This is a genomic window from Schinkia azotoformans (assembly GCF_035811335.1).
GTDB lineage: Bacteria > Bacillota > Bacilli > Bacillales > Bacillaceae_J > Schinkia > Schinkia azotoformans.
Window position 1 is genome coordinate 43,779 of sequence record NZ_JARSMD010000009.1, and the last position, 13,720, is coordinate 57,498.

16 protein-coding genes are annotated in these 13,720 nt (G+C 37.9%); 1 reads left to right on the plus strand and 15 read right to left on the minus strand.

Annotation, left to right across the window (positions count from 1 at the left end):
* Positions 1-8 precede the first annotated feature (8 nt).
* Both dapB and P9E47_RS04795 read right to left on the minus strand, forming a co-directional pair.
* Complete coding sequence (gene dapB / locus P9E47_RS04790) at positions 9-809, minus strand: 4-hydroxy-tetrahydrodipicolinate reductase (protein WP_003331127.1); 801 nt, start codon at positions 807-809, stop codon at positions 9-11.
* Positions 810-819: 10 nt separating this feature from the next.
* The gene (locus P9E47_RS04795) at positions 820-1,122 is read right to left on the minus strand and encodes a nucleotide pyrophosphohydrolase (protein ID WP_407697166.1); all 303 of its coding nucleotides are present in this window, start codon (positions 1,120-1,122) and stop codon (positions 820-822) included.
* Positions 1,123-1,299: 177 nt separating this feature from the next.
* Between P9E47_RS04795 and P9E47_RS04800 the strand changes: the two genes are divergently transcribed.
* Complete coding sequence (locus P9E47_RS04800) at positions 1,300-2,175, plus strand: YitT family protein (RefSeq protein WP_003331129.1); 876 nt, start codon at positions 1,300-1,302, stop codon at positions 2,173-2,175.
* 31 nt (positions 2,176-2,206) lie between these two features.
* Here P9E47_RS04800 and P9E47_RS04805 read toward each other — a convergent pair whose 3' ends face one another.
* From P9E47_RS04805 to hisC, 13 genes are all read right to left on the minus strand, one after another.
* Positions 2,207-2,887, minus strand: a complete 681-nt coding sequence (locus tag P9E47_RS04805; RefSeq protein ID WP_003331130.1) for a zinc metallopeptidase — start codon at positions 2,885-2,887, stop codon at positions 2,207-2,209.
* A gap of 82 nt (positions 2,888-2,969) precedes the next feature.
* The gene (gene ypjB, locus P9E47_RS04810; protein WP_003331131.1) at positions 2,970-3,752 is read right to left on the minus strand and encodes a sporulation protein YpjB; all 783 of its coding nucleotides are present in this window, start codon (positions 3,750-3,752) and stop codon (positions 2,970-2,972) included.
* A gap of 58 nt (positions 3,753-3,810) precedes the next feature.
* The gene (lhaT, locus tag P9E47_RS04815; RefSeq protein WP_003331132.1) at positions 3,811-4,404 is read right to left on the minus strand and encodes a lipoprotein heptaprenylglyceryl N-acetyltransferase LhaT; all 594 of its coding nucleotides are present in this window, start codon (positions 4,402-4,404) and stop codon (positions 3,811-3,813) included.
* A 71-nt stretch (positions 4,405-4,475) separates the two neighbouring features.
* Positions 4,476-5,249, minus strand: a complete 774-nt coding sequence (locus P9E47_RS04820) for a menaquinol-cytochrome c reductase cytochrome b/c subunit (RefSeq protein ID WP_003331133.1) — start codon at positions 5,247-5,249, stop codon at positions 4,476-4,478.
* A 31-nt stretch (positions 5,250-5,280) separates the two neighbouring features.
* Positions 5,281-5,955: a menaquinol-cytochrome c reductase cytochrome b subunit gene (gene qcrB / locus P9E47_RS04825; protein WP_003331134.1), complete on the minus strand. Its 675-nt coding sequence runs from the start codon at positions 5,953-5,955 to the stop codon at positions 5,281-5,283.
* 14 nt (positions 5,956-5,969) lie between these two features.
* On the minus strand, positions 5,970-6,467 hold the full coding sequence (locus P9E47_RS04830) for a ubiquinol-cytochrome c reductase iron-sulfur subunit (RefSeq protein ID WP_003331135.1): 498 nt from the start codon (positions 6,465-6,467) through the stop codon (positions 5,970-5,972).
* Between the two features lie 141 nt (positions 6,468-6,608).
* Positions 6,609-7,073 carry a DUF2487 family protein gene (locus P9E47_RS04835; protein ID WP_326162707.1) on the minus strand — a complete coding sequence of 155 codons (465 nt, stop codon included), beginning with the start codon at positions 7,071-7,073 and terminating at the stop codon, positions 6,609-6,611.
* Positions 7,074-7,192: 119 nt separating this feature from the next.
* Positions 7,193-7,756: a ReoY family proteolytic degradation factor gene (locus P9E47_RS04840; RefSeq protein ID WP_003331138.1), complete on the minus strand. Its 564-nt coding sequence runs from the start codon at positions 7,754-7,756 to the stop codon at positions 7,193-7,195.
* Between the two features lie 115 nt (positions 7,757-7,871).
* Positions 7,872-9,134: a tetratricopeptide repeat protein gene (locus tag P9E47_RS04845; protein ID WP_326162709.1), complete on the minus strand. Its 1,263-nt coding sequence runs from the start codon at positions 9,132-9,134 to the stop codon at positions 7,872-7,874.
* Positions 9,135-9,207: 73 nt separating this feature from the next.
* Complete coding sequence (locus tag P9E47_RS04850; RefSeq protein ID WP_003331140.1) at positions 9,208-10,101, minus strand: hypothetical protein; 894 nt, start codon at positions 10,099-10,101, stop codon at positions 9,208-9,210.
* A 75-nt stretch (positions 10,102-10,176) separates the two neighbouring features.
* A complete protein-coding gene (gene aroA / locus P9E47_RS04855) occupies positions 10,177-11,472 on the minus strand; it encodes a 3-phosphoshikimate 1-carboxyvinyltransferase (protein ID WP_326162710.1) in 1,296 nt (431 codons plus the stop codon).
* A 12-nt stretch (positions 11,473-11,484) separates the two neighbouring features.
* On the minus strand, positions 11,485-12,588 hold the full coding sequence (locus tag P9E47_RS04860) for a prephenate dehydrogenase (RefSeq protein WP_326162712.1): 1,104 nt from the start codon (positions 12,586-12,588) through the stop codon (positions 11,485-11,487).
* A 12-nt stretch (positions 12,589-12,600) separates the two neighbouring features.
* Positions 12,601-13,692, minus strand: coding sequence for a histidinol-phosphate transaminase (gene hisC, locus P9E47_RS04865; protein ID WP_326162734.1), 1,092 nt, complete (start codon positions 13,690-13,692; stop codon positions 12,601-12,603).
* Between the last annotated feature and the right edge of the window lie 28 nt (positions 13,693-13,720).

The following is a 13,720-nucleotide window of genomic DNA, read 5'->3' on the forward strand; positions in this document are numbered from 1 at the left end:
CAATCCCCCTACTCAATGATGTTTTCTAACCCGTAAACTAAAATATCAATATTCATTACGGTCTCTATAGCTAGTTTAACACCCGACATAAAGGAAGAGCGGTGCAATGAATCGTGGCGAAGCGTTAAGATTTGTCCATTTCCCCCAAAAAGAACTTCTTGATGAGCAACTAAACCAGGAAGTCGAACGCTATGAATACGCATGCCGTTCATATTTGCCCCTCTTGCACCTTGTAACGTTTCTTTTTCATTTGGATGACCTTGCTGTTTTTCTTTTCGGCTTTTTGAAATTAATTCAGCTGTTTTAATGGCTGTACCTGAAGGAGCATCGAGCTTTTGGTCATGGTGCTGTTCAATAATTTCAACATCCGGGAAATACTTCGCTGCCATCTGTGCAAATTTCATCATTAATACAGCACCAACCGCAAAGTTCGGTGCAATAATAACCCCAACCCCTTTTTCCTCAGCTGTTTTTGCTAAATCCTCCAATTCTTCCTCATTGAAGCCCGTTGTCCCAACTACAGGTCGAATTCCATGCCTTAAGGCCGCCTCAGTATGTTTTCTGCCGATTTCCGGAGTTGTTAAGTCTAATAATACATCTGCTTTGATCTCTCGGAAGCATTGTTCAACATCCTCATAGATTGGAGCATCCAGGGCTGGCAAACCCTCGATATTTGAAATTAGTTTACCCCCATTTTTTCGGTCAATTGCCGCGGCTAGTTCAAAATGTTCCGTTTCTTTAATGAGCTTTAAAGCCTCCATCCCCATCTTTCCACGTGGTCCTGCTAAAATAATTGTAATTTTCTCCATTGTTCTCCTCCTATTCCTTCCTTGTCCAGCGGTCCTTATCTCGAGTATTAAATTTATTCATAACTAAATTAAACGATTCCTCTAAGCTGATATTTAATGAATTTGCAAAGCAAATTAACACAAAAAGAAGATCCCCAAGCTCTTGTTCTACCGTTTTTTCTTCTTCATCACTTTTTTTTGGTTTTTCTCCGTAAAAGTGATTGATTTCCCTGGCAAGTTCACCAAGTTCCTCCGTCATTCTCGCTAACATTGCTAATGGGCTGAAATAACCTTCTTTAAATTGATTTATATATTCATGAACTTCTTTCTGCATCTCATCGATTGACTTTTGACTCAATTAATTCTTCACCTCTATTTCGTCTGTTGATATTAATGTTAGCTAAATTTAGGTCTTTTGACAAACCATTCCTTTTCTTTTTAGAGTAATTCTTAACATTTTTTCCAAACTAATTTATAATGATATTGTTTTTCTTAATTAGGAGGCCTCGTTATGAAGATAGGTATAAAACTAACAAATATTCTCTTTATTCTTTTTGGGGCTGCTATTTTTTCCTTTGGATTAGTCCATTTTAATATGGAAAATAATTTAGCAGAGGGCGGCTTTACCGGTATAACCTTGCTTTTATATTTCTTATTTAGGCTTGATCCTTCCATAACCAACCTTGTTCTTAATATTCCGCTGTTTTTTATTGGCTGGAAGTATTTGGGTCGAACAACCTTTATTTATACCATAATTGGAACGGTATCTGTATCGATATTTTTATGGATATTCCAACGTTTTAGCCCTTTCCATATTCCTCTCCATGAGGACTTACTTCTTGCTGCCTTATTCTCAGGTGTCTTTATTGGGGTTGGATTGGGAATCATTTTTCGATATGGGGGTACAACAGGTGGTGTCGATATCATTGCGAGATTGGTTAACAAATATATCGGCTGGAGTATGGGAAGGACGATGTTTTTGTTTGATGCTTGTGTGATCACCGCTTCTTTAATTTTCTATTTGTCATACCGGGAAGCTATGTATACCCTTGTTCTCGTTTTTGTTGGTGCTAGGGTTATTGATTTCATGCAAGAGGGGGCCTATTCTGCCAGAGGTGCCACTATTATATCTGAGAAAAGCAACGAAATTGCAAAACTAATAATGCAAGATATGGACCGTGGTGTAACGATCTTAAAAGGAATGGGCAGTTTTACAGGTCAAGAACGTAATGTTCTATATTGTGTTGTTGGGCGAAATGAAATTGTAAAACTAAAAAGCCTAATTCATTCCGTTGACCCCCACGCCTTTGTAACTGTCACTGATGTACATGATGTGTTAGGTGAAGGTTTTACATTAGATGAAAACAAAAAACCAATAGAACGTTAGAAAAGGGGCTGAACATGATCAGCCCCCTATCTTAATCTTCATTTCCAACCATACCTGTGTAAACTAACAATAAACGTACAAGTTCTAGAACAGCTACAAGTGCAGCTGCTACGTAGGTTAATGCCGCCGCATTTAATACCTTTCTAGTTTCTCTTTCTTCATCATTGCGAATTACACCGGCGGAAACAATTTCATCCATCGCCCGGCTTGATGCATTGAATTCAACCGGTAATGTTACAATTTGGAAAAGAACTGCAGCTGCCATACAGCCAATACCTAACAACAAGAATCCTGATATTTGAGCAAAAATCCCAATCATAATGAGAATCCAAGAAAGATTTGAACCAAGATTTGCTACTGGCACTAAAGCATGTCTAAAACGTAAAAATGCATAGTCTTGTGCATCCTGAATCGCATGCCCGACTTCATGGGCGGCAACTGCTGCACCAGCAACGGAAACCCCATGGTAATTTCCAGAAGATAAGCGGACGGTTTTAGAACGAGGATCATAATGATCTGACAAAACCCCATGTGTCTCTTCAACTCTTACATTGTATAAACCGTTATTATCCAAAATTGTCCTCGCTACTTGAGCACCAGTCATCCCAGAAGATGCAGGAACTTGAGAATATTTGCGATATGCACCCTTCACTTTCATTTGTGCCCATAATGGGATGAGGATGATGATTGCAAAATAAACTAAAAAGCCCATTCTTTCGATTCCTCCATGAAAATTTTTTATACTTTAATTTTATTGAATGCTTAATATTTAGTCAATTAATAACCCTTTTTCCTTACCGATTTCTGTATTTAATCGTTGTAATATGCTCAGCCTTGAATTTTTTTAAGCCGACATATAATAGAACAGAAAGAATAATACTGCCTGTTGTCATCATAACCCAAATTAAAGATGGGTCAGTCTCGTCTGTAATAGTTTTGCCAAATAGTTTATACATATCCTTTTCCATTATTTTAAGGTGATTCTCTTTGTTTTTTTCATCTACACGTTCATAATCACTAAGAAAGCGGATATGGGAGTCTAAGCGTGAAATAGCTTCTGGGTCAAGACTGATTACTAAACTAGGGTAGATCGTATCTATATTTGTAGTAAAAACATTAAATTGCAGCTTGAATTTTCCTTTGTCTTCATCTAAAGCAGCTTCTTTCATTTGTTTAAAACTATCCAAAACCGGCTTTTCCATCTCCATCCATAAAGGCTGATGTTCGGAATGCAATGCATCTAAAGCAAGCCTGAGCTGCGTAACTTTTCGAACTCTCTCTTTATGTTCTAATGACACCGCTGTTAACGCCTTAACAGCCTCATCATTACTTATAGAAATAACACGTAAAGCATTCATGGTAATATGATCTTCTTTCGGGTAGGTTTTCAAAAACTGTTCCGAAAATTGTTCCAATACCTGTTTAGCCTGATCGAATTTTTCTTGTTTCGTAAGTATAAGTGCTTTGTCAGCCATATTATCTAAGTATGTCCAACTATTATTATTGTTGGCGTATATCATTTGTTGAGGAATTACAAATAACAAAAATACAAAAACCATTACAATCTTTTTAGTCATCACTTGTCCCCCCATATACTTTGTATGAGTGTATGAAAGAAGGGACAAGAGTAGAACTTTATTGCAACTCAGCTTGATAATGTTTATCGCGGATACATAGCCAATATGTAATTAAAATTGATGCGATACTTAACCAAAATGTAAAATAACCGATTTGCGGGGTAAAATCACTGAGTACACCGTATCTTGGCATCATTCCAAACACATAATCGATTACATCATTATGTAAAGTCCAAACAGCTGCGACTATTAAATGCCAAGCTTTTAGGCGGTAATATGGTGCGTATAACAGACCCTGGGCAGCCATCGCAAAATGAGAGGCGATTAACATGTATCCCTCCCATGGCAGGCTACCTTCAACTTTTAAAACTAATAAATTCATCACAACGGCCCAAATCCCATACTTAAAGAGGGTTACAATTGCTAATGCTTCTATTATTGGCCAATTTTTCCTTAATAAAAATGCAATTAAAACAATCACGAAAAATAAACTTGCCGTAGGGCTATCTGGAACAAAGAGTAGAAATCGGGGAGGTGTTTCCGCTAATTGCCAACCGTACCAGATGTAACCCCAAATCGTACCAAATATATTAATAACTAGCAGTAGCCATAAAATTGGGCGCATACCTAAAAAGTGGATTAATAGCTTCATCTACTCAACTCCGGATTAAAATTAATAAAAAAGCTGACCTTCTACTGAAAGTCAGCTTTTAATTTGTAAAATTATTTTGCACTAAGACCGTGTATAAACTCAGAAAGTGCTTTTAGTTCCTCATCAGAACCTTTGAACATACCTGGTGGCATTGTTGCACGGCCGTTAACAGCGATATCAGCAATTTCCTCAGCGGATAAAGTTGCGCCAGTCTCTGTTAAAGCAGGTGCTGCTGGTCCACCAGTCAAATCTGTACCGTGACAGTTTAAACAGCCGCTAGCTTCAAGTGCTTTGTAGCCTGGATCTTCTTTATCAAATTCAACAGTTTGCTTGATTTCACCTTGTTTTGCAGCAGCTTCCCAGTCATGGTTAACTACTGATTGCCAAGTTAAGAAGATTGTTGCAGCTAGTGCCAATAACATTAAACCAGTTGCAATTGGTCGTTTTGATGGGCGGCGCTCAGGACCTCTGTCTAACCAAGGTGCTAATAGTAACGAACCAAATGCAAGACCAGGAATGATCATCGCACCGATTACTGTATATGGACCTGATGCATACTCATATTTAAGTAATTGATATAAGAATAAGAAATACCAGTCTGGTAATGGAATATAGCTTGTATCAGTCGGATCAGCTATACGCTCTAATGGTGATGGATGCGCAATGGTTAAACAAAGGTATCCAACTAAGAATACAGACCCGATCAACCATTCTTTTAAAAGGAAATTCGGCCAAAATGCCTCCGTTTTTCCTGGATATTCGGAATAATCCTTCGGTACATTGGGTTTTCTTTCAGCAGATATACGAGAATCCCCAACGAATTTCATACCTTTTCCGCGATGCATCGTCTTCCCTCCCTTATGTTACATATGTATTTTACAATGGACCCGAAATACCTTGTTTTCGAATCATAATGAAATGGGCAGCCAGTAAACCAAATAATGCTGCTGGCAGGAAGAATACATGGATTGCGAAGAAACGCGTTAATGTTTGTGCACCAACAATTTCAGGGCTACCTGCTAATAATGTTTTAATTGAAGGTCCAAGTAATGGAACAGCCTCTGCAATCTGTAAACCTACCTTTGTTGCAAATAATGCTTTCATATCCCATGGTAATAGGTATCCTGTAAAACCAAGTCCTAACATAATGAAGAAAATTAATACGCCTACTACCCAGTTTAATTCACGTGGCTTTTTATAAGCTCCTTGGAAAAACACACGTAAAACGTGTAAAAATAACATAACAATAACTAAACTTGCTCCCCAGTGATGCATTCCGCGCACAATTACACCAAATGCCACTTCATTTTGCAAATAGTATACTGATTCCCAAGCATTTTTAATATCTGGAACATAGTACATTGTTAAAAACATTCCAGATAAAACTTGGATGACAGTTATGAAGAATGTAAGTCCGCCAAAACAGTATACAAATGCTGAAAAGTGATGTTCAGGGTTAACATGCTCAGGTACTTCATGGTCAGCAATATCACGCCATACCGGCGTAATATCTAAACGCTCATCTACCCAATCATAAATTTTATTAAGCATTTATTACGCCCCTCCTATGCTCGTGGTCTAGCTTTACCAAGATATAAAGTTCCGCCTTCAAGTTTGTGGTCATAAAGGTCTAATGGTGCAAGCGGTGGTGTACCAGGTATATTAGTGCCATCCTTTTCATACCTTCCATCATGACATGGACAGTAGAATTCGTTTGCAAACTTTGGATCATTCCAAGTTACAGTACAGCCCAAATGTTTACATACTGGTGACATTGCTTGAATGCTGCCATCATCTTTCTTATAAACCCATGCTGACATTGTTACATCTGACTCATACCAAGCATCAACCTGATGTACTGTAAAGTCAAAACGTTGTGGTTCAGATGTAAGCTTAGATTCCTCAACTACTGCAACAAATTCACCTTTAGTAGCTGGCTTTAACACCGGATCAATCGCAAAACGCACCATTGGAGTAAGCATGCCCGCTGCCATAAATCCACCAACACCTGTTAGTGTGTAGCTAAGAAATTGACGTCTAGTTACTTTATTTCCCTTACTCATTCTTTTCCCCCCTCTATTAACAGGATAGTCCATCCGGACAAATCATTAATAAACACACATATTACTAGGACATACTCATGATAGCGCAAACTTGTCCTTTGGTCAATAAAATCTGTCGAAAAAACAAGGGTAAAATTAGCATCAACTCTCTTTTTTCCACAGATTGATAACCAGTGAATGGATTGACTTCATCTGTGATTTTACCATTTGCTCTATGTATTTTTTATCTAGATCTTTAAAGGATATGGAAGGCACCCAAAGCAAGGTAGCTTGTACATCTTTTTCATTGAGCTTCCAATCAGAATCTGAAGTTAATAACACTACATTTTTAATACCATCTTGAAGTAAATTATTATTCCATAGATTGACTCTGTTAATTAAAGTGGATGGCTCCTCTTCTCTTAAATATGTAAAAGCAGGTAGGACAATGAGTCTGCCTTTATATTCTCTTTCAAGCTCTAAAGCTAGAATTGAAATAAATTCACCCATCTCGACAGTTGGAATCATGTCTCCCTTAAAGGTAATCGGTATAAGTGGTACAATAACAGTATCTACATATTCTCTTGCTTTCATGTACATTTCAATATCTGCACTAACCCATTTCATGCATATTCTCCCCTTTTAAATGTCTAGCTCCAGCTCCCAGCGGCTAGTTGACTTCGCTAACCGGTCGCTTCCGCTTTTCTTATATTAAAACATTTTTTTAGACAAAAAAAAACCTTCCTCTAAATCGAGGAAGTATTTTGGCATTCCAGCAATGAATTTAAACGTGCGGAAAGATGCATAAACTTATCAAAATCTAATTTGTCTAAAGCCTCATCGATTTGCGCGAGAAGCTTATCTCTTTGGAAAGATCGTAAAGATTCATCCAGAAATTTTTGAGCTAGTTGCTGATCTTTTTCATTAATCTGAAGATGGTTTGGGATAAACTTATTTTCCTCCAGTACTGCAACATAATTTGAGCAAGAAAAAGATGATTTGAAATTTAGTTGCATGTAGATGTCTTGATCACGATTTAAGCGAATGTCATGAAAGGATTTTTCTGCATCGGTTGTCATTACATTATCTTTATAAAATCGAAACGGTACATCATCCACACAATGGGTTGACATGATAATTCCTCTTGGACAATATGCAGCCTGTTCGACGAAATGAACATTCTTCATCAATTGGTCATGGCTCATTAAATAATTCAAAATCCAAACACATTCCCGTCTTTTTAACTGATAATGATTTAAAAACCAGCGCACGAATTCTTTCTTTTCATTGACAGATACAGGGGTTGCCAAAAAAAATCCCTCCTCTGCGTTTTCTTCTCTCCGTTTTAATAATATAATTCTTTAAGAAATATACAAAATCCTGCTTAAAATTCATGACAAATTTCTACACGTTTTCTAAAAAAAACTACTTTCCTTCCAAACGCAACAACTCTTCTTCAATTTCCATACACTGCGGGTCAATTTCAAGAATTCGTTCAAACATATCCTTCGCTTTTTTCTGGTCTCCATCTTCTAGAAGAAAATAACCAAAATCCTGAAGAAACTGTATATTGTCTTTAAAAGAAGTATATGCATTCTCATAGTGGTTTAATGCATCTTTATATCTATCTAAATTATTTTTTGCAACGGCTAAATCCCAGTCAAATTGTGGGTCATATTCGTCCCCTGCAACTGCTGTTTCAAGGAGACTAACAACTTCTTCATATTGCTCATGAAAAAGATAATAGCTTGATAATAAATGAATGGCCTCAACAAAACCAGAATCAATCTCGATTGCCTTTACAAGGTGGGCCTCCACGTCTTTATCATTTTGTATCTTCATAGCGATCTTTGCAGCAAACACAAGCAGTTCCTTATACTCCGGATCTATTTGCAGTCCTTCTTGCGTCGTTTGATAGCTTTCATTTAATGCCCCCATTTGTTCGTAGGCTTTCGCCAAATAAAGGTATACTGGTACATAGTCTGGATCCATCAGTTTAAGTTCATTCCATTTTGCTACAGCAAGCTCATATCGTTCAAGTTGATAAGCCATTAAACCGTAGTTAAAAAGCCCATTAATTTCAATTTTATTCGTAAGCCCTTTTTCATAGCTTGCAAGAGCCTCCTCGAAACACCCTGTATGAACAAAAGCATCCGCTAACAATAGATGGACGTTTGCATGTTCAATCTCTACATTTGTATCTATTAAATTTCGAAAAAATGGAATCGCCTTTTGATATTCGCCAATATCTGAATAAAATTGGCCCAATCCAAGGTCAATCAATGCTTCCTCAGGCGCTAATCGTTTCGCTTTTAAAAGCTTTTGTTCAGCCGCTTCATCAAGGCCCTGCATTTGAAACATATCAGCCATCAAAATCAGGGCTTGAAGATAGGCAGGATCATCTTCTTTTATTTCTTCCAAGTAGTCCAGTGCATCGCCTTCGTAATCCTGTTCAATCGCTATTTCCGCAGCATAAATATATAATTGACCTTCATCAGGATACAATTCCAGTAGTTCATTCACAATTTCTTTAGCTTCGTCTAAAAAACCCCATTGTAAATAAAGATCGGCAATCATTAATTTTTCCTCATGATTTGATATATCTATGAGACTATGTAAATACTGAAGACCTTCATTTATATTTCCATTTTCAACTAATTGAATGGCTTTAAGTAACTTTTCGTCCATATCCAAACTCCTTAAATTTAAAAATAAAAACCCACCACAGCCAGCGCTAAAGGTGGGGCTATAGCCACTTGATTCAACTAAAAAGACCTGGTGCTTTAATTTTTAATTCTTCCCCATATCCCGGAAAAAAATTCGTCTCAAGCTTGGTCTTTAATAATCTGCCCTTATGAACTGTAATAATCGGATCAATTTTATCATAATCAAGTTTGGTTGTATCTTCAACTTTCAACACAAACTCTGGATATTGATATAAATTATAATCGAGATCATTCCCGATTAAGAGCTCTCCTTTTTTCGGAAAAAGTCCGATTTGCTTACGAATAACTCTTGGTATTGGTCTTAAATCTATCGGAAACTGAAGATATGTTGGGATTTTGTTGAGGGATGTTACGTATTCCCATCTATCCATCTGCGTTTTTAACACTTTTTCGTCCTCTACTTTCCATAAAGGATAGATTGGGACTTGAAATTGAAACCCGGCATCCCTAATCCACCCCCATGGAATTGAATGGATATCGGTATGCTCACTTATCTCAGCAATAATGTAGGGGAGTTTATGACGTTTACACAACCTAACAAGGGATGGGGTCAATTTTTCAGCTGTCATGTGCACACCAATAGTAAAATCAATTGTACTATTTATCATTCTATGCCTTGCTCCGCGAATATTTTTTTCAAAATCAAGTTCATAAGGAATATAGCAAGGAGCTAAAACTGTTGTACAGCCTTTAGAAATTAAGTTTATTAACCTTTGTTTGAAATCCTTCAAGTTATCACACTTGATTAAATCAAAATCAATGAAAGTGTGACCAGGTGTCATAAAATAAGTAGAAACATTCATCCTCATACCTTGATATTTTCTTAATGATCTGCCAAAATGACTGATTTTATTTTCCTGAATTAAAAAGGATCGATTCAGGATGCCCTGGTCTGAAACGACATTCGCATCTTCAATAATATAGCTCAAAATAAAATGCCCCTCCTTATCATGCTTGTACAATTTTTCTTAACACAAGTTATGATAGGAAAGGACATATTAGAACTAGTCTTCTTTAACAAGTTCAGTTAAATGATCAAAGAAATTCGGATAGGATACTGCAATCGCATCTGCATCCTGAAGGATTGTGTCAGATTTTGACAGAAGGGCAGCAATGGCTAACATCATTCCGATTCGATGGTCACCATAGCTATTAACTTCTGCCCCATGTAAAGGCGATCTTCCATGAATAATCATTCCATCGTCTGTAGCTTCAATCATCGCACCCATTTTTTTAAGCTCTGTTACTACCGTGTCAATCCGGTTCGTTTCTTTTACTTTTAACTCCTCAGCATTACGGATCACCGTTTGGCCATCAGCCTGTGTCGCTAGAAGCGCAATAATAGGGATTTCGTCAATTAATGCAGGGATAATATCACCGCTTATTTCCGTTGCTGTAAGATTTGAAGTTGAAATCGTTAAATCAGCAACTGGTTCGCCGTTGACAATTCGTTCATTTGTGATCTCTAATTCCGCACCCATTTTTTGTAAAACTGTTACAATACCTGTTCGGGTTGGATTCATCCCTACATTTTTAAGGATGATTCGACTATTCGGAACAATCGCCCCAGCTGCTAAGAAAAACGCAGCAGAGGATATGTCTCCAGGTACCTTAATTTCCGTTGCAGTTAGTGTTTGGCCGCCTTCAATCGAGACGGATAAACCGTCACGTATAACTGCAGCACCAAATGCTTCAAGCATCCTTTCAGTATGATCCCTTGATAATGCTGGTTCCGTAACAGTTGTTACTCCTTTTGAGCCAAGGCCAGCAAGTAATATCGCAGATTTGACTTGGGCGCTTGCTACTGGGGAATGATACTGTATTCCAACTGTATCTCCACCTCTAATAGATAGGGGAGTGTACATGCCGTTTTCACGTCCATCGATGACCGCCCCCATTTGTCTTAACGGATTTGTTACCCTGCCCATCGGTCGTTTCGCGATCGATTCGTCGCCAATTAATACAGAATGAAACGGTCTAGTTGCTAAAATACCAAGCATTAATCTTGTCGTTGTTCCCGAATTACCAACATCCAGAATATCCTTAGGTTCTTTTAGGCCATTAATACCATCTGATTCAATTTCAACATATTCACCCGTTTGTGTGATCCTCACACCCATTTTTCGAAAGCAGTTGATGGTGCTTAAGCAATCCTCACCTGGCAAAAAGCCGGTAACCGTAGTTTTTCCTTTTGCAATCGATCCGAACATGACAGCACGATGTGATATTGATTTATCGCCTGGTACTTGAATTGTTCCTTTAAGACTTGATACGTTCGTTACTAATTGTTTAGATGACAAATAACCACATCCTTACATTTCAATAAATGATTCAAATTGATGTTTGGCAAGACAGATTTGTGCCCTCTTGCGATCATCCTCATTGCGGAAGCTTAGTCTTAAGACCCCCATTATATCTTCCCGAACCTCAATGATTCTAATATTGGTGATGCTAATTTCCTCTTTAGCAAGTATACTAGTAACCTCGGAAATACTACCCGGATGGTCCGGTACATCAACATATAAATCATAAAAAGACGGAATCGCACCCTTTTGCTTAACCGGTAATCCATCACGGAACTCTTTTGCTGAATTAAAATAGGAGTAAATCGCATCACTATCCATCGTATCAATCATATCTTTAACGCGGTCCATCTCTATCCGCCACTTCTCTAGAAGGGCAAGCAGAGTATCTTTATTATGAAGAAGAATATCCCGCCACATTGTAGGGCTGCTCGATGCAATTCTTGTGATATCCCTAAAACCACCGGCCGCAATACTTGATATCGTCGAATTTTTCTCATCGATAGCAGCAACCTGATGAACAAGGCTTGCCGCAACGATATGCGGAAAATGACTGACCGCCCCAGTCAGTTCATCATGCTCTTTTGGAGACATAATTAAAAAGTTTGCTTTTGTCCCACTGAGCCAATCTTTTAATTCTTCGATTTTGGCAGCCGGAGTGTTTTTTTCCGGTGTTAAAATATAAAACGCATTTTCGAACAGATGAGGTCTTGCAGCACTTACACCACTTTTGTGGGAGCCTGCCATTGGATGACCACCAATAAAAGTAACACCCTTTTTGTGTAAATGAATTGCCTTACTCATAATTTGTTGTTTCGTGCTCCCAACATCAGTGATGATTACAGTAGGTTTCATCTCAATATTCACAAGCGTCTCCATTATTTCCTCGGCTTGCCCGACAGGAGCAGAGATGATGATCAGGTCAGCGTCTTTTGCCCCTTGCACAATTGATACAGCACCTTCGTCAATAACATTTAGCGTTTTCGCCAAACCGAGCCGTTCTTCATTGATCTCAAAACCTACAATCGTTACATCCTCTTGAGCACGTCTAATCGCTAACGCAATCGAACCACCGATTAGACCAAGCCCGATTACAAAAACTCTTTTTTCCAAGGAAATGTCCCCCTAACGAGACTCCCCAAGCATTTCAGTTAAAGCTTGAATGATTTCCTTATTTTGTTCTTTGCTACCAACTGTAATTCTTACAGAGGTTGGATAACCTAGAGCAGTGCCTGAACGAACAATAAAGCCTTTTCTTAATAAATAATCAAATACTTCTTGTCCAGAGCGATTAAAATCAATCAAAATAAAATTCGCTTGAGAAGGGAAATAATCTAATCTGTTTTCTTTACAAAATTGATAAAATTGCTCTAATCCTTCACGATTTGCTTTTACACATGTTTGAATGAACTCTTGGTCATCCACTGCTGCTACAATAGCTGCATGGGCAATTCGGGAAGTGTTAAAAGGTCCTCTTGCCGGATCAAGTGCCGTGATTAGTTCAGGATCACCAACCCCATAACCAACACGAAGAGCGGCAAGTCCATATGCTTTCGAAAATGTACGAAGAATAATCATATTTGGATAATCTTTTAAGTATGATAATGTATTTGGGTAATCCTCCGCGACAGCATATTCATTATAGGCTTCATCCATTACGATCAGAATATGTTCAGGAACGTTTTTAATAAAGTTAACGATTTTTTCTTCGCTAATATATGTTCCTGTTGGATTATTTGGATTGCATACCCATACGATTGCTGTATTTTCATCAATTGCTTTTAGCATTCCATCTAAATCATGTTCTCCATTAATATTTTCAACCATACGAATTTCTGCTCCTTGAAGCGTTGCATTATGGCTATATTGGGAGAACGATGGATTGGCCATTACCGTATTTTTTGCAGGTGATAAAAGTGCTGTACAAAGGATGGCAATCAATTCGTCCGAACCATTTCCGAAAATTAGTTGGTTTTCATCAACACCAATAAACTGAGCCACTTTTTCACGCATATTTCGTGCGTATCCATCAGGATAAAGTGCCAGTTCATCTAAACTGTTTCGGATTGCTTCTTTAGCTTTTTCGGAGCTACCAAATGGATTTTCATTAGAAGCAAGCTTCGTGATTTTATCTAACCCAAGCTCCCTTTTTACATCTTCGATTGGCTTACCAGGCTGATACGGTGTTAACCCAATGAGCTGCTCATTTACTTTAATTTTCATCTCAGACCCACCATTCCTGTAT